Genomic DNA, 15,672 nt, shown 5'->3' on the forward strand with positions numbered 1-15,672 from the left:
GTTCTTGAAAGTCATGATTCAGTTTAAGAAACTGACTTAAAGCCTGCTAAAATCCAAACTCAACTTATAGCGCTTGGGTGTCCATGTGTTTGTTACGTTTCCAAATAGTAAATATCAATTACATCAACCATTTCCGCCAGCAGGAGATCAGCCGCAAGCCATTGATAAGTTAACGCAAGGTATTGAAGATGGCTTGAAATTTCAGACACTGCTAGGTGTGACTGGATCGGGTAAGACCTATACCATGGCTAATGTGATTGCGCGCACTGGTAAGCCTGCCATTGTGATGGCACCCAATAAAACGCTGGCGGCGCAACTCTACAGCGAGTTCAGAGAGTTTTTCCCCAATAACTCCGTCGAGTATTTTGTCAGTTACTACGATTACTATCAGCCTGAGGCTTATGTACCGTCGCGTGATTTGTTTATCGAAAAAGACTCCAGCATCAATGAACATATTGAGCAGATGCGACTATCGGCCACTAAGGCATTGTTAGAACGCGAAGACAGCATTATCGTGGCGACAGTATCGGCCATTTATGGTATTGGTGACCCGACTGACTACCACAGCATGGTATTGCACTTAAAGCAGGGCGATAAAATGAGTCAGCGCGATGCCATAGATCGCTTAATCGGCATGCAGTATGACCGTAATGACTTTGATTTTGGTCGTGGCTGCTTCAGAGTGCGTGGGGATGTGGTTGATATTTTTCCAGCAGAAAATAATGAAACCGCTGTGCGTGTGAGTTTGTTTGATGATGAGGTGGAAACCATTACCTTATTTGACCCGCTGACCGGACAAGTTTTCAATAAAATTCAACGCTTTACCATTTACCCATCAAGTCATTATGTCACCTCCAGAGAGACTACGATTCGCGCTATGGAAGGCATCAAACATGAGTTGCGAGACCGGGTTAACTTTTTTATTAAAGAAAATAAACTGGTAGAAGCGCAACGTATTGAACAGCGCACCCGTTTTGATTTGGAAATGCTCAATGAAATCGGCTTTTGCAAAGGCATTGAAAATTACAGCCGCCATTTGTCTGGCGCTAAACCGGGAGATCCGCCGCCTACGTTGATTGACTATTTGCCCGATGATGCGCTGATGATTATTGATGAAAGCCATGTCACCGTGCCGCAAATTGGCGGTATGTATTTGGGTGATCGTTCACGCAAATCTAATTTGGTGGACTACGGCTGGCGCTTGCCATCGGCCATGGACAATCGACCGCTTAAATTTGAAGAGTTTGAGCGCATCATGCGCCAGTGTGTGTTTATCTCTGCCACGCCTGCCGATTACGAAAAAAACCATCAGCAACAAGTGGTGGAGATGATTGCGCGCCCAACCGGGTTGATCGACCCAGAAATCACGGTGAAACCTGCTGATACGCAAGTGGATGATTTATTGGGTGAGATTAAACTAAGAACAGCAGTAGGCGAGCGCGTATTGGCCACGACTTTAACTAAGCGCATGGCTGAAGACTTAACCGATTATTTGTCTGAGCATGGCGTGAAAGTGCGTTATTTACATAGTGATATTGATACGGTAGAACGCGTGGAAATTATTCGTGATTTACGCTTGGGCGAGTTTGATGTGTTAGTCGGCATTAATCTGTTACGAGAAGGCTTGGATATCCCGGAGGTCTCGTTGGTGGCAGTGTTGGATGCAGACAAAGAAGGTTTTTTACGCTCCGAACGTAGTTTGATTCAAACCGCTGGCCGGGCAGCACGTAATTTAAATGGTAGCGTGATTTTTTACGCCAATCGTATTACACGCAGCATGAAGCTGGCGATGGACGAGACCACACGCCGACGCACGATACAAACGGCGTTTAATGAGGCAAATGGCATTACACCTAAAGGGGTGAGCAAACGCATTAAAGATATTATTGATGGCGTGTACGATGTGGAAGATGGCAAGCGAGAGCGTAAAGCGGCGCAAGAGCAAGCTAATTACGAGAGCCTAAGTGAAAAGCAGTTGACCAAAGAGTTGAAGCGCTTAGAGAAATCTATGCATGATGCAGCCAAGAATTTAGAGTTTGAAAAAGCGGCTAATTTTAGAGATCAACTCAAAAAGCTCAAGTTGAGGGTGTTTGGCGCTGAAATGCCAGATTTAAAATAGTATTAATAAAAATCAATAATTTAAGTTTAAATATTAAAGTAATTTATCATGATAATATCGGATTATTCACACTATATCGGCTCCGCAGGGGCGGTGATGACAACCATTTCATTTGTCCCGCAAGTGATCCATTCATACCGTACGCGTGATTTATCCGGCGTCTCGCTCTCCATGTATAGTATTTTTACGTTGGGAGTAGGACTGTGGCTGTTGTATGGTGTGCTTAAACACGATTGGCCATTGATACTAGCCAATAGCATTACGTTCTGTCTGGCTGCTATCGTGCTTGTATTGAAGATCCAGCAATCAAACAAAAAGTAGAGACATGCCATAAAAGTTGGAACTGATTTGAATGCTGCTTACTCAACCTAAGTATGACTAAACTATTCAAGAAATTGCCTGGCTTTATACAAAGTCCATCAGGGTTTGAATGGGTGTTATTTAAAAGGCTACCTATTTTATTTTTGATGGGCACACTGCTCGCCAGCACGCCAATCATCTATGCGTATTTTTTTAATCAACCCATTGATTTAGAAAAACAAAAAACTATTTATATGGCGCTAGGTTTGATTTTTAGCTATTGGTTTTTTGTTGGCGCTACTGCAATTGGATGTGTATTGGTGATGATCATGAAAGGGCCTGCTTATGTTGCAGACCCTTATCCCTTACCCAAAGAAGACCCTGAGCTGGAAAAATCTTCGATTAATAGTTAGTGCTCGATGAACAACAACTATTGGCCCAATGAACGCAGCCCTGTCATTTCCCCATGCTGGTTAAAATCAACCGTCACGTTTTTCTCTGTTTGCATGTGCGTTAATGTTGCTTCATCTATGTTGAAATAACTGGCTATTACATTGCTTTTGATGGGTTCGGCGCCGCGCCGTCTAGTTTTGTTCTTGAACCTTAGCTGTTCAAGGTTTGCCCAAGCAATTAAAAAGCCACACAGCATCACAATGAATAATAAGTAATTGAGCAGCAGATGCTTAAACCCTAATATGCCGTTGAGATCAATCATATGGTACACAAACGTTTTGTAGCCCAGCCACCACGCCACTAGCGAGATAAGCGGTAGCCATAAGTAAACGTAGATAAACCATAAAAATAACGTCACGGACAGCCAAACAGATTTGAGCGTTTTAGATTGTAATTGTGCGTTTTCAATAATCATAAAATCACCTTATTTGGGTAAATGATGTAAACCGCGGTCAGGGCTGGTCCAGACTGCTTTTTTCTGCTTATTACGGAGAATTGCTTTTGGAAAGCCAATGACGGAGGTAATGGCAGACAGCACCCAGAACAGCATGGGGTACCAAATCATCCAGTAGTAATAGCGTTTAATACGATGCTCGTATTTGCTATCAATCAGCAGGCTGACACCGAACTGTAGCAAGCAGGTAAAGCCTAAAATCACACCGTTCCAACCTGGTAGCAAGGTGTTGACGTACAAAGCTGGAGGTAATGGGATAAACTTCCCAATGGCCCACAGCAACATAATCGCCACCATCACGTATGCCCAAATGAGGCTGGTGATCAGTTCTAAGTAGATAATCCACATGCGGCGTTTGCGCCATAAATTGAAAATATCAAAATATTTCAATAAGACTTCGGCGCCGCCTTGTGCCCAGCGTATGCGCTGTTTAAATAAACCTTTCAATGTTTCTGGCATTAAAATCCAACATAAAGCATTAGGCTCAAAGCGCACATCCCAATGATTGGTTTGGAGTTTCCAACTGATATCAATATCTTCGGTAATCATATTTGTGCTCCAGTAGCCCACCTGATGCAGAGCTGATTTTCTGAACATCGACACTACGCCGGAGACAGTGAAAATGCGGCCGTAAACACGTTGCGCGCGTTTGATTAAGCCGATGATAGAAGAGAATTCACCCACCTGTAATTTGCCCAGCAGGCTAGAGCGGTTGCGAATTCTGGGGTTGCCCGTGACTGCGCCTACACGTGGGCTTTCAATACAGTGGCGCATCATCCATGTAATACAGTGTGTATCTAATACGGCATCGCCATCAATACACATTAAAAATTCGTTTTTAGAGAGCATGGCTGCTGCACGTAAACCAGTGGCCTTGCCCTGGTTACTGCTCAAGTGAATGGCTTTTACCTTGTGATGCTTGGCCGCTAGCCGGTTTAATTTTTCTCCGGTGTCATCGCTGCTACCGTCGTTTACCGCGATAATGTCATAGTCGGGGTAATCAAGTTGCAGCATGGCTTCTATGGTGTCAACCACATGCGCACCTTCGTTAAAGCAAGGCACAATTATGCTTACCGGCGGGTACTCGGGCAGGATAGGCGCTTGTGTAAAGTCAGCGTCTTTTCTTTCCCAATGGAAATAATAATAAAGTCCGCCCACTATCCACAAGTAAGCCATAAACAGTGGGTAATAAAATGCAAAATCTAAGAGAAATTGAATCATGATTTATTTGGGTAAGTAGGGAAAATCACGTGCCGACATATAAGGCCGGATTTTTTCCACATTGGGTTGGTTGTGAATAAAGTCATCAGCGTAATAGCCAATGTGTTGCGCATCATTGCGCAATAGCAGTGAGAACTGCTCAACTAATACTGCATCTTGAATCGGCTGTTTGCTGGCCCAGTCAAAAGACTGTAATTCAAAAATAGTTTTTTTGATGCCATTTGGTGTACGCTTGGCTTGCTTCACAAGTGCTGTAAGCCATTGTTTGGAGTCTGATACCTTCTCCATCTTAGGCATGGCCATGACGGCGGTGTAATCGTAATGACCTAAAAAGTCTGCATAATTTTGGGCCAGCCACGCTTCGCTTTGTGGGTTCAGCATTGCGTTTGCGTATAGATTCCGCGCAGTTTTGAGACCCGGTTGATATTGTTTGACCACATTGGCTAGCTCGACGGTAAAGTCAGTTATCCAGCGACTTTTCAAAGATATCCACTGTGCTTTTTGTGTCGGATTGGCCTGGATACGGACTATGGAGCGGGGCAGTTGCCACTGCTTTTCATATACATCAAGTGCAAAATGGCTGTTATCTTCCTCGTCATTGAAGGTAGCATCATCATGAAAAATAATGCCTTGGAATAGCGCGTGTGTGGCTAAGTCTTCATAAATGTCTTTGATCAGGGTGCGAGCTTCTGGCGAAAACGGGCTTAGGCGGCGATAGGTACCTGTATTTGCGCGCTGGGTAAGTGCCGTAACGCTAAGTTTTGCTTGCAAGGTTTTATCCGGTAAATCATAGGCCAGTACTGGCATCCAAGCGTAGACGTTAACACCTGCGCGCGTATTGAGCTGGCGCGCTACGCGGCTAAAAATATCTGCTCGAACCGGCAGATGGCGATTTTGAAAATACACAGCATCTGCCGTGCCATCACCATCTGGGTCAGCAAAGGCTTGTAAATACACGGTGGTTGGCGCGAGCGATTTGATGCGCTCAATTAGCCCATCCAGATTTTTCCACATCTGCGCTTCGTCTTTGTCGTACACATAGTCTAAGTCCACATGTACAACACGCTGCTGATCATGCTCAATTTTGTGGCTGAGTATGCGGATAAGTGTTTCCTCATTGAGGTTGGCGTCAATAAGCGCACGGTTGATATTAGATAGCTCTTGGATGTTGTTCGGGTGCTCAGTGTTGTCATCCAGTGAAAAAGTGATCGGCATGCCTAGCTGCTTGGCGATATCGAGTGTCGTCTGGTTGTATCTGCCATAAGGCCAAGTCATGATACGTGGCCTTTTTCCTGTAATACGTTCTAGATAGTCGCTATTACGTTTTAAATCGTCAGTAATCCGTGCGACGTAAGCCGCTTGCGTTTCATAGCGTTTGCTTTCCGGATCGTATTGGTGCGTGATTGCTGCAGGCGCAGTGCTGCCATACGGGTTCAACAGCACGCCACGATGCAAGTTGTAGCTATGTGAAGAAAACTCAATCAGCCCGGATTGCCCCATCTCTTTGATTTGTGCCGTGCTTAAAAAACCATTTCTTGGCACCTGCACATCACCATAATTAACCATGGCTGTAGGGGCTGCATCTAACCAGCTACCTACCAGCGCAACCACAGCTGGGTATTTAAATAACTTGAGCAATGGGTAGGCGTGCGTATAAAAGCTTTGATAGCCATCGTCAAACGTGAGTAATACTGGTTTAGATGGCAATGGTTTGATGCCTTGTTGCGCATCTAGAATGTCGTTGACGCTAATAGGATGGTAGCCATGGTCGCTGAGCCAAGTTAAATGGCTGGCTAAGTGTTTGGTAGAAAGTAGGGTGGTTTCTTTTTCCAAGCTGCCATCGACTTCGTCTTTGATATCATGATAGCAAAGCACATCGTAACTGATGGCAGTTGGCGTGGCTTCAGCCATTGTTGTTGTGAGCAACGCTAGTAGTAGAAGTCCGTGGGATAGCAAGTTAAACATAAATAAAGTCGCTGTTAAAAAAGTAAGTTAATGTGGCCAAACAAGCTGCTGCGAGACTCTCTGATACCGTCGTAAGGTTGGCTACGGCGACCGATGCCATACTCCAAGTTCAGCCAGCGATTGATATCCCAATCATGGCTATAGCTAATCGCCCAAGTAGCGCCGCTACCAAAGTCCTGCTGCTGATAATTGCCTATACCGAGCGCCAGGCGCTGGGTAAACGAGCGGTCGTAACGGCGCCATGTCAGCCAATCCTGTCTTAAGGTAGCGCCAATGGCAACATCACTTTTAGGATTAAAGTACACTGTGTTATCACGGCTATTGCGAGAGGCTGATGCATCGATGCGCACATTGGCTTTGTAATGCGGTTGTGTGTACATGCGTCTATCCCAAGCCACTTGTAGGTTCTCACGTGTATTGCCATCGGACATATGCATATAGCCTACGGACGCGGCGGCCTGCGTGAGCTCGCTCCAGCGGTAAGTCAAGCCTGCAGTCATCAGGTCACCTTGAATACCCACGCGCTGGCCTCTTACCGGTGCTTGTTGAGAGTTAAACGCAATTTCTGAGTTGAATAACCAGTAATCATCTGCGCGGTACTCAGCACGCACCGCGCCGGTCGCGCCATGACCATCTTGGGTGGCGAGCCCTAACTGTGAGGATATCAGCCAATCGTGGCTGCGATACTCTAGTCCAACTGCTGGTGCAAGTACGGCGCCTGATCCTTCCGGGAAAGTGCCGTGGTTATAGTCTGTATTCGCATATACACGGTAGTTGTCGTTAAATGGTGCTGAGTACAACCATGCATTGATATAACTAGACTTAGTGCCAATGGCCGCACCAGAAGATTTGCCAGTATTGAAATCACTGATGAATTGTCGTTTTTGATGCAAGTCCCAGCGTTTATTCAATTCCTTGAGCGCTGGATCATCGGGCGTGATGTAGGTGTTGAGTGTCTGAATTTCTTTGTCAGCCAGCACCCAGTCTCTGCCATCCAAGTAAGTGTGGGCTAATCCATAGCGTGCTTGTGTGTCGTACTTATCTTGTGCCAGATTGTCTTGGTATGTTTTTCCGGCCAAATCAATCCACCCACGCCAGCGCCAAATGTTTGCTAAGTTATTCTTAAGCTCAGGGTTGCTCGGACCGATGTTTTGTAATGCAACGAGCGCTTGTTCACTCCCCGCTAAGTTATCACCATAGGCCATTCCCATGGCGGCCACGGTGTCTGCCTGAAGCTTTTTGTCGTTTTGACGTACTGTAGGGTTGTCATTACGATTCAGATAGCTTGGTTCTTCCGCCGCAATTTTTTGAATGTGCGCTGTTGCTTCTTCAAATCGCTCTAACTCGATCAACGTATAAAACTTATCTAATTTGGTATTGTAGTTTTGCGGATCCTTGACAAGGATTGCGTCCAGTACAGTAAGCGCATGTTCAGGTTCGCGTAGCTCAAGGTAGGCATCTGCCACAGCGCTCATTGCGTAAACTGGAAGTTCGATATGCTGTGCGTTGAGTTGATTGAAATGAGCAATGACCTCTGCCGCGCGGTGGCGGTCGCGTAATGCCAACATGCGGTCAAACACTAACTTGCGTTTCGCTATATCGTTAACGTCTACTGTTGCCCAGTCGCATTGACAGGCCTTGTCCAATGCGTTTAATGCTTGGTCGGTATCAGCATACGGGCGTAATGGATTTTGTGGCTCAAGTTCACCCCATCGTACGTAAGAAGCCGCACGACTGGCCTTAATAGGTTGTGCTTGATTGGCTTCAAATTGATATTGTTGCTGTAGCTCATTGGCTTTGCTGGTGGCGCCTAAATCGCTTGCGGCGGAAGCCAGTGTGCCTGCCATGGCTGTGTCTTTGGGGTTCAGTGCCAGCAATCGTTGGCTAGCATCCAGTATTTTAATTGGGCTGTGTGTTTGCTGACCTAAATAGAGTTGTGCATTTAGTAGCTCTACATTCCCTGCATAGTTTTCTTTTAATGTGGCAATTTCGGCTTCGGCTAGCGTATATTCCTGGCGATCAATTTGTACCAATGCATGTGCAATTTTGTAGTCTACCAATTGAGGGTTACGCACAATCAGTGTTTCATAATGTTGTAATGCTTGTGTAAAATCACCGGTTTGGCGTGCTTTTTTGGCCAAAGTAGCAAGGGTTTGTTCTGATATTTCGTCAGTTCTGTTGTGTTGGCTGGCAGCTAATAGCGTATGGCTTTGCATGCCAAATGCCAAAATAATTGCAATGCTCATCTTACGCATGGCGCGTGTTGCAATAGGGTTAGACTGCTTGATACGGTTCATATGAGTAGGCATTTTTTAAACTTATAATTGAGACAAAATAAATAAGCGCAACATGGAAAAAGCAAATTTTGTGCCAAAAGAACTTTACCATTATAATGAATGAGATACGTCAACTTTATTGTAAAAATTCATTAAAAAATTATGTGTTTTAATCCGTTAAAATAGAGGCTGAGTGAAGGGGAAATGATGGTGTGTAAGGTATTCTCGCCTGCGCTTACCGCAAATTATTCTATCTATATTTTGTTGGGATATTGGCTTTAACAAACTGACTTAGGGATTGATGTGTAGTATTCATGCGTTATCAATGCGTTAAGGCCGATAAATCGTTTGATTAATAAACCCTTTTGACCTATAATCGCGGACTTTCCAACCTTGCCACACCACAACGCATATGGGTGGCTTTAACCAAAAGGAGATTCCATGCGACATTATGAAGTAGTATTTATCGTTCACCCAGATCAAAGCGAGCAAGTGCCTGCGATGATTGAGCGTTACCGTACGCAAATCACTACAGGCGGTGGCAACATTCACCGTTTGGAAGATTGGGGTCGTCGTCAACTTGCTTATCCTATTCAAAAAATTCACAAAGCGCACTATGTGTTAATGAACATTGAATGCAGCCAAGAAGTGCTTGAAGAGTTAGAGCACGGCTTCAAATTCAATGACGCTGTATTGCGCCATTTAACATTGTCTACTAAAGCCGCTGTGACTGCGCCAAGCCCAATGATGAAAGAAGAGAAATCTAAATCAGTATTGGCAGACGCACCAGCAGCAACAGAGGCAGCTGCAGCGTAATTGAATAAATTAGTGCTGAGTGGTGCTGTAACCTCGATTGAGCCGTTACGCTACACACCAGCAGGATTACCGTTGTTGAGTTTTGTGTTACATCATGTTTCAGAAGTAAGTGAAGCAGGGTTAAAGCGAAAAATTGAATGTGAAGTGAGTGCTGTGATGATGGGCGAACTGGCCAATACAGCGATTCAATTGGGAAGCCAAATCAAAGCCGCAGGTTTTTTGGCAAAGCGAAGCGCAAAAAGTACACAACTGGTAATGCACATACAGAATATAGCGCTTATTTAAATATTAAAGTTTAGGAGTATTACCATGGCAAGAGATATGTACAAACGCCGCCGTTACTGCCGTTTCAGTGCAGAAGGCATCAAAGAAGTCGATTATAAAGATGTGGATTTACTGAAAGATTTCATTTCAGAAAACGCAAAAATTATTCCAGCCCGTATGACCGGCACAAAAGCTAAATACCAACGTCAATTAACCTCAGCGGTTAAACGTGCGCGTTTCTTAGCATTGCTACCATACACAGACAAACACCCAGGCTAAGGAGAGCAAGATGCAAGTGATTTTATTAGAAAAAGTAGCCAACCTTGGTGTGTTGGGCGATATCGTTAAAGTTAAAGACGGTTTTGGCCGCAACTTTTTAATTCCACAAGGCAAAGCAAAACGTGCAACAGAAGCTAACAAAGCCGAGTTTGCTGCGCGTCGTGCAGAATTAGAAAAACAACAAGCAGATATCTTGGTTGCAGCAAAAGCACGTGGCGAAAAATTAGCTGGTGTGAATGTGCAAATTACACAAAAAGCAGGTGTGGATGGCCGTTTATTCGGTTCAGTAACCAACATTGACGTTGCTGAAGGCTTAAAAGCACTCGGTCACGATGTGGTGAAATCTGAAGTGCGTATGCCAACAGGTCCGTTGAAAACTATTGGTGAGTTCCCAATCAGCGTGGCGTTACATCACGATGTAGTAGTGGACATCACTGTGACTGTGGCAGCAGAAGCTTAAGTTTTAAGCTGCAGTAAAAAAGCCGATCTTCATGGTCGGCTTTTTTTATTTCTATCATCGACGAGATAAAATAAGGCTATGAAGAAATTATATGTATGTTTGTTGCTGTTGACGGCGCAATCCTTTGCTTATGCAGAAGATACCATTGAGGATGGCCGTTTTTGGTTAACCCTAAGTCATGATTATCATATCAATGATCAATGGCGTATCAATTTGCATGTGCAGCCACGCTGGCGCCACGAGGGCCGTGAGTTTGATCAGATTATTTACCGGCCTAGTATTTACTATAAGGTGGCGCCAAGTCTGAGCGTGGGAGGGGGGTATGGTTATATCCTGACGCATCTCACAAGTGGCGGTAATACACACGAGCAGCGCTTATGGCAGGATGTCATTTACCAAACCAACCTTACGGAAGACATTAAGTTTCTATCGCGCTCAAGATTAGAGCAGCGTCATTTAGAAGGCCGGTCAGACGTTGCGCACCGCTTTCGCCAGACCGTGCGGCTTGCTGTGCCAACGCGGCTAATCAGTGGATTAAGTGCAGTGTTTTATGATGAGTATTTCGTCAATATGAATGATGCAAGTTGGGGTGTGCATCGTGGCTTTGATCAAAACCGTGCTTTCGTTGGCGTGAATTATCTATTCAATCAACACGCCAACATGGATGTCGGCTATTTAAACCAGTATGTGAATCGTCCAAATGTAGATGTTGAGAATCATGTTCTGGCGATTACGATTAACACGCAATTTTAGTTTTACAATTTTGTTAATCAGCGTTTCGAGCACTGCTATAATCGCCTTATGGCAGACGAACAATTAGACGCATTAAAACTCCCCCCACATTCCATCGAAGCAGAGCAATCTGTTATAGGTGGTTTGTTATTAGAAAATGAAGCACTCGATAAAATCGCAGATATTTTATCGCCAGATGACTTCTATCAGCATGATCATAAAACGATTTATCAGCATATTGCCAAGCTAATTGAGCGTAATCGCCCGGCGGATATTGTCACTGTTGCGGAATCATTGGAAAGCACTGCTGAGTTATCCGCAATGGGTGGCATCGCCTATTTAGGCGCACTGGCGCAGAACACGCCAACGGCCGCCAATATTCGCCGCTATGCAGAAATCGTGCGTGAACGCGCGATTATGCGCAAGCTGGTGGCTGTGGGTTCTGATATTGCTGGCAGCGCATACAACCCCAATGGGCGGGATGCGCAGCAATTATTGGACGAAGCCGAAGCCAAGATTTTCCAGATTGCCGAAGGAGGCAATCGTAAGTCTGAAGGCTTCCAAGACATCAAAGAGCTATTGCCTCAAGTGGCAGAGCGTATCGACATGCTGTTCTCACGTGATAACCAAAGTGATGTAACTGGCATTCCCACAGGCTTTTCCGATTTAGACTCCATGACGTCTGGCTTGCAGCCTGGCGACTTGGTGATTGTGGCTGGTCGTCCATCCATGGGTAAAACAGCTTTCTCATTGAATATTGCTGAGAACGTAGCGCTGGATACAGGTTTGCCTGTGGCGGTATTCTCAATGGAGATGGCGTCTACACAACTCGCCATGCGTATGATTGGTTCAGTCGGGCGCTTAGATCAGCACCGCATGCGTACTGGTCGATTAGAAGATGAGGATTGGGAAAAGCTGACCACAGCACTAGGCAAGCTGAACGAAGCGCCCGTATTTATTGATGAAGGCGCGGGTTTGAGCAGCTTTGATGTGCGTGCGCGTGCCCGACGTTTGCACCGCCAAACCGGTAAGTTGGGTCTAATTGTGATCGACTACTTGCAGTTGATGTCAGCACCTGCCGGTAAGCAAGGTGAAAACCGCGCGACTGAAATTTCAGAGATTTCTCGTTCACTTAAAGCATTAGCCAAAGAACTGGATGTGCCGGTGATTGCGTTATCTCAGCTGAACCGAAGCGTGGAGCAGCGCCCTGATAAACGCCCAGTGATGAGTGACTTACGTGAATCCGGCGCGATTGAGCAAGATGCGGACTTGATTTTGTTTATTTATCGTGACGAAGTGTATAACCCGGATAGCCCGGATAAAGGCACGGCAGAAATCATTATCGGTAAGCAACGTAACGGTCCTATCGGGCGTGTGCGACTCACCTTTATTGGTGCCAATACGCGTTTTGAGAATTTTGCCAATTCGGGTCATATGGCAGATGAATACTAGTTTTTATTTTTCAAAGTGGATAAAGCCACTTTTAAAGCCAGTTCTTTACCTTTTTTGCGCTTCTGCAGTCATCGTAATCGCTGCAATGGCTGTTGCTTGGTATTTATTGACACCTGATCATGATATTTTTAAAAGTGAGAAGTTTGATAAAAAATTATGGCGTGAAGATGCCTTGGCTAATCGGCTCAGCAACCCAAAGGATTGTCAACGCGGTCGTATGACTCAACACGTCATTGATACTATCCGCAATGCTCACCTAACCAGAAACGATGTTATCAATATGTTAGGTGAACCAGATAATTCTAACTCCGCTTTGTTTCAATATGATATCGGATGGTGTGGCTATATTGATCCTAATACGCTTGATATTGAGTTTATGGAAGATGGTTATATATACCAAGCTGGAATTGTTAATCATTAAATTGAGATTTTAAATTGCGTCCTATTTTAGCCACAGTATCCCAGCAGGCGCTCGCCCATAATCTAAATGTGGTTAGGCAACTCGCGCCTGATTCCAAGGTCATGGCCGTGGTGAAAGCCAATGGCTACGGTCATGGCTTGTTTAACGTGGCACATGGTTTAAACGATGCGGATGGGTTTGCCGTGCTCGGCTTGAATGAAGCCATTGATTTACGCGAAGCAGGCTTTACGCAGACTATTTTGTTATTAGAGGGTGTATTTGATGCGCGCGAGTTGAATATTGCAGCGTCATACCATGTTGAAGTGGTCGTACATTGCCAGCCACAAATCGCAATGCTACAACAGACAAGCTTGATTGCACCGATGCATGTGCACCTGAAAATGAATACTGGCATGAATCGCTTAGGTTTTCAGCCAGATGCCTATTTGCAAGCGTATAGCGAATTACAAACCTGCGTCAATGTGTCGGACATCACCTTGATGACGCATTTTGCGACTGCGGATGAAGCAGCGGGCGTAGAGAAGCCTCTCCATACATTTCACTCTGTGGTCAAACAATTGCCAAATGCACAATCTGTGGCCAATTCAGCCAGTATTTTGCGCTACAAAGAAACCCATGCAGATTGGGTGCGCCCAGGCATTATGTTGTATGGTGCAAGTCCTGTCAGCGGCACGCCGGTTGAGTATTTCAATCTGAAGCCGGCCATGCAGTTCACGAGCCAGCTCATTGCAACGCAAACGCTAGCGGCGGGGGAGAGTGTAGGTTACGGACAGCGCTTTACGGCAACACAGCCTACGCGTATTGGCATTGTGGCGTGTGGTTATGCGGATGGCTACCCAAGGCATGCACCAAACGGTACGCCCATCGCGGTGAATGGTAAATTGACCCAAACCTTGGGTCGTGTATCGATGGATATGTTGTTCTGTGATATCACATCTATCCCAGATGCGCTCATTGGTTCCCCAGTGGAGCTATGGGGCAATACGGTTGCCGTGGATGCTGTAGCCGAAGCTTCAGGTACCGTAGGTTATGAGTTGTTATGCGCCGTTGCACCCAGAGTGCCAATGAAAGTTGTAGATTGATGGCCAAAGTAAAATCGGTGTACACCTGTACCGAATGCGGTGCAGCCGAGCCGAAATGGCAGGGCCAATGCCCAAGTTGCAATGCTTGGAATACGCTGGTCGAGAGCGTAGCCGAGACGGGCGCTTCTACTAACCGCTATGCCAATAAGTTTGAAGGGTTGGCGACCACTGGTCAGTTACAAAAGCTTTCGACGGTGCAAGCTGCTGAAATCGCACGCATCCCGACTGGGATTAGCGAGTTTGATCGCGTGTTAGGAGGGGGCTTGGTGGAAGGTGGTGTCATCTTAATTGGTGGCGACCCTGGCATTGGTAAATCGACATTACTGTTACAGACGTTGTGCCACCTTGGGCGCAATAGCAAGGCTATTTATGTCAGTGGTGAAGAGTCCCCGCAGCAAATTGCCATGCGTGCGCACCGCTTGGGGTTAGACGCTTCAGAGTTGGACTTGCTGGCTGAAATTAACTTAGAGAAAATTCTCGCCACGCTACAAACCCATAAACCCAATATTGCGGTCATCGACTCTATTCAAACCGTGTATTCTGAAGCGCTACAATCTGCACCTGGCTCGGTAGCACAAGTGCGTGAATGCTCAGCGCAATTGACGCGTCTGGCCAAGCAATTAGGTATCACGGTGATATTGGTGGGGCACGTGACTAAAGAGGGTGCTTTGGCAGGGCCGCGTGTGCTGGAACATATTGTCGACACCGTACTGTATTTTGAGGGCGACCAGAACTCGTCATTCAGATTGATTCGCGCCTTTAAAAACCGCTTTGGTGCGGTGAATGAATTAGGCGTGTTTGCTATGACGGAAAAGGGGCTGCGTGAAGTAGCCAATCCTTCCGCATTGTTTTTATCGCATCATGAAAGCCAAGTCGCGGGTAGCTGTATTACAGTCACCATGGAAGGAACACGTCCGTTATTGATTGAAGTGCAGGCGCTAGTGGACGAAAGCCACGCGCCCAGCCCAAAACGCTTGTGTGTAGGCTTAGAGCAAAATCGTTTAGCCATGTTGTTAGCCGTACTGCATCGCCATGCAGGCGTCGCATGTTTTGATCAAGACGTATTTATTAATGCTGTAGGTGGTGTGAAAATTAGTGAGCCTGCGGTGGATTTAGCCGTATTGTTATCCATCGTTTCTTCCTTAAAAAACAAACCTTTAAACGATAAACTTATAGTATTTGGTGAGGTTGGGTTGGCGGGTGAAGTGCGACCTGTGACAGGTGGTCAGGTACGATTGAAAGAGGCAGCGAAGCTAGGCTTTACGCAAGCGATTGTGCCAAAAGCCAATGCGCCAAAAACCAAGATTGCGGGTATGGAAGTGATTGCGATTGATCGTTTAGAGCAAGCCTTGCAAGTGATTCGGCAACACTAATTTTT

General features: G+C 45.7%; 16 protein-coding genes. 12 read left to right on the top strand and 4 right to left on the bottom strand.

Annotated elements, in window-relative coordinates:
• Positions 1–85 precede the first annotated feature (85 nt).
• The 3 genes from uvrB to A3Q3_RS0101585 are packed head-to-tail and all read left to right on the top strand — an operon-like array spanning position 86 to position 2,832.
• A complete protein-coding gene (gene uvrB / locus A3Q3_RS0101575) occupies positions 86–2,119 on the top strand; it encodes an excinuclease ABC subunit UvrB (RefSeq protein WP_020181811.1) in 2,034 nt (677 codons plus the stop codon).
• A 48-nt stretch (positions 2,120–2,167) separates the two neighbouring features.
• Complete coding sequence (locus tag A3Q3_RS0101580; RefSeq protein WP_029647423.1) at positions 2,168–2,440, top strand: SemiSWEET transporter; 273 nt, start codon at positions 2,168–2,170, stop codon at positions 2,438–2,440.
• A 53-nt stretch (positions 2,441–2,493) separates the two neighbouring features.
• Complete coding sequence (locus tag A3Q3_RS0101585) at positions 2,494–2,832, top strand: hypothetical protein (RefSeq protein ID WP_020181813.1); 339 nt, start codon at positions 2,494–2,496, stop codon at positions 2,830–2,832.
• Positions 2,833–2,849: 17 nt separating this feature from the next.
• Here the strand turns inward: A3Q3_RS0101585 and pgaD are convergent, their stop codons facing one another.
• The 4 genes from pgaD to pgaA form a co-directional block, all read right to left on the bottom strand.
• Positions 2,850–3,287, bottom strand: a complete 438-nt coding sequence (pgaD, locus tag A3Q3_RS13480; protein ID WP_020181814.1) for a poly-beta-1,6-N-acetyl-D-glucosamine biosynthesis protein PgaD — start codon at positions 3,285–3,287, stop codon at positions 2,850–2,852.
• A 9-nt stretch (positions 3,288–3,296) separates the two neighbouring features.
• Complete coding sequence (pgaC, locus tag A3Q3_RS0101595; RefSeq protein ID WP_020181815.1) at positions 3,297–4,547, bottom strand: poly-beta-1,6-N-acetyl-D-glucosamine synthase; 1,251 nt, start codon at positions 4,545–4,547, stop codon at positions 3,297–3,299.
• Positions 4,548–4,550: 3 nt separating this feature from the next.
• Positions 4,551–6,458, bottom strand: a complete 1,908-nt coding sequence (pgaB, locus tag A3Q3_RS0101600) for a poly-beta-1,6-N-acetyl-D-glucosamine N-deacetylase PgaB (protein WP_020181816.1) — start codon at positions 6,456–6,458, stop codon at positions 4,551–4,553.
• Between the two features lie 68 nt (positions 6,459–6,526).
• A complete protein-coding gene (pgaA, locus tag A3Q3_RS0101605; RefSeq protein WP_020181817.1) occupies positions 6,527–8,809 on the bottom strand; it encodes a poly-beta-1,6 N-acetyl-D-glucosamine export porin PgaA in 2,283 nt (760 codons plus the stop codon).
• A 420-nt stretch (positions 8,810–9,229) separates the two neighbouring features.
• Between pgaA and rpsF the strand changes: the two genes are divergently transcribed.
• The 9 genes from rpsF (at position 9,230) to radA (ending at position 15,667) form a co-directional block, all read left to right on the top strand.
• Positions 9,230–9,604, top strand: a complete 375-nt coding sequence (gene rpsF, locus A3Q3_RS0101610; protein ID WP_020181818.1) for a 30S ribosomal protein S6 — start codon at positions 9,230–9,232, stop codon at positions 9,602–9,604.
• Positions 9,605–9,889 carry a primosomal replication protein N gene (gene priB / locus A3Q3_RS0101615; protein WP_020181819.1) on the top strand — a complete coding sequence of 95 codons (285 nt, stop codon included), beginning with the start codon at positions 9,605–9,607 and terminating at the stop codon, positions 9,887–9,889.
• Positions 9,890–9,913: 24 nt separating this feature from the next.
• Positions 9,914–10,147: a 30S ribosomal protein S18 gene (gene rpsR / locus A3Q3_RS0101620; RefSeq protein ID WP_020181820.1), complete on the top strand. Its 234-nt coding sequence runs from the start codon at positions 9,914–9,916 to the stop codon at positions 10,145–10,147.
• 10 nt (positions 10,148–10,157) lie between these two features.
• Positions 10,158–10,607: a 50S ribosomal protein L9 gene (gene rplI, locus A3Q3_RS0101625; RefSeq protein ID WP_020181821.1), complete on the top strand. Its 450-nt coding sequence runs from the start codon at positions 10,158–10,160 to the stop codon at positions 10,605–10,607.
• Positions 10,608–10,685: 78 nt separating this feature from the next.
• Entirely contained in the window at positions 10,686–11,360 is a 675-nt protein-coding gene (locus A3Q3_RS0101630; protein WP_020181822.1) for a DUF2490 domain-containing protein, read from the top strand.
• A 48-nt stretch (positions 11,361–11,408) separates the two neighbouring features.
• Positions 11,409–12,791, top strand: coding sequence for a replicative DNA helicase (gene dnaB, locus A3Q3_RS0101635; protein WP_020181823.1), 1,383 nt, complete (start codon positions 11,409–11,411; stop codon positions 12,789–12,791).
• Complete coding sequence (locus tag A3Q3_RS0101640) at positions 12,781–13,212, top strand: hypothetical protein (protein WP_152604039.1); 432 nt, start codon at positions 12,781–12,783, stop codon at positions 13,210–13,212. The genes dnaB and A3Q3_RS0101640 overlap by 11 nt, the downstream gene beginning before the upstream one ends.
• 14 nt (positions 13,213–13,226) lie before the next feature.
• The gene (gene alr, locus A3Q3_RS0101645) at positions 13,227–14,294 is read left to right on the top strand and encodes an alanine racemase (protein WP_026361680.1); all 1,068 of its coding nucleotides are present in this window, start codon (positions 13,227–13,229) and stop codon (positions 14,292–14,294) included.
• On the top strand, positions 14,294–15,667 hold the full coding sequence (gene radA, locus A3Q3_RS0101650) for a DNA repair protein RadA (RefSeq protein ID WP_020181826.1): 1,374 nt from the start codon (positions 14,294–14,296) through the stop codon (positions 15,665–15,667). Before alr ends, radA begins: the two co-directional genes overlap by 1 nt.
• The last annotated feature ends 5 nt before the right edge of the window (positions 15,668–15,672 follow it).

It is taken from the genome of Methylotenera sp. 1P/1, from assembly GCF_000384355.1.
Classification (GTDB): Bacteria; Pseudomonadota; Gammaproteobacteria; order Burkholderiales; family Methylophilaceae; genus Methylophilus.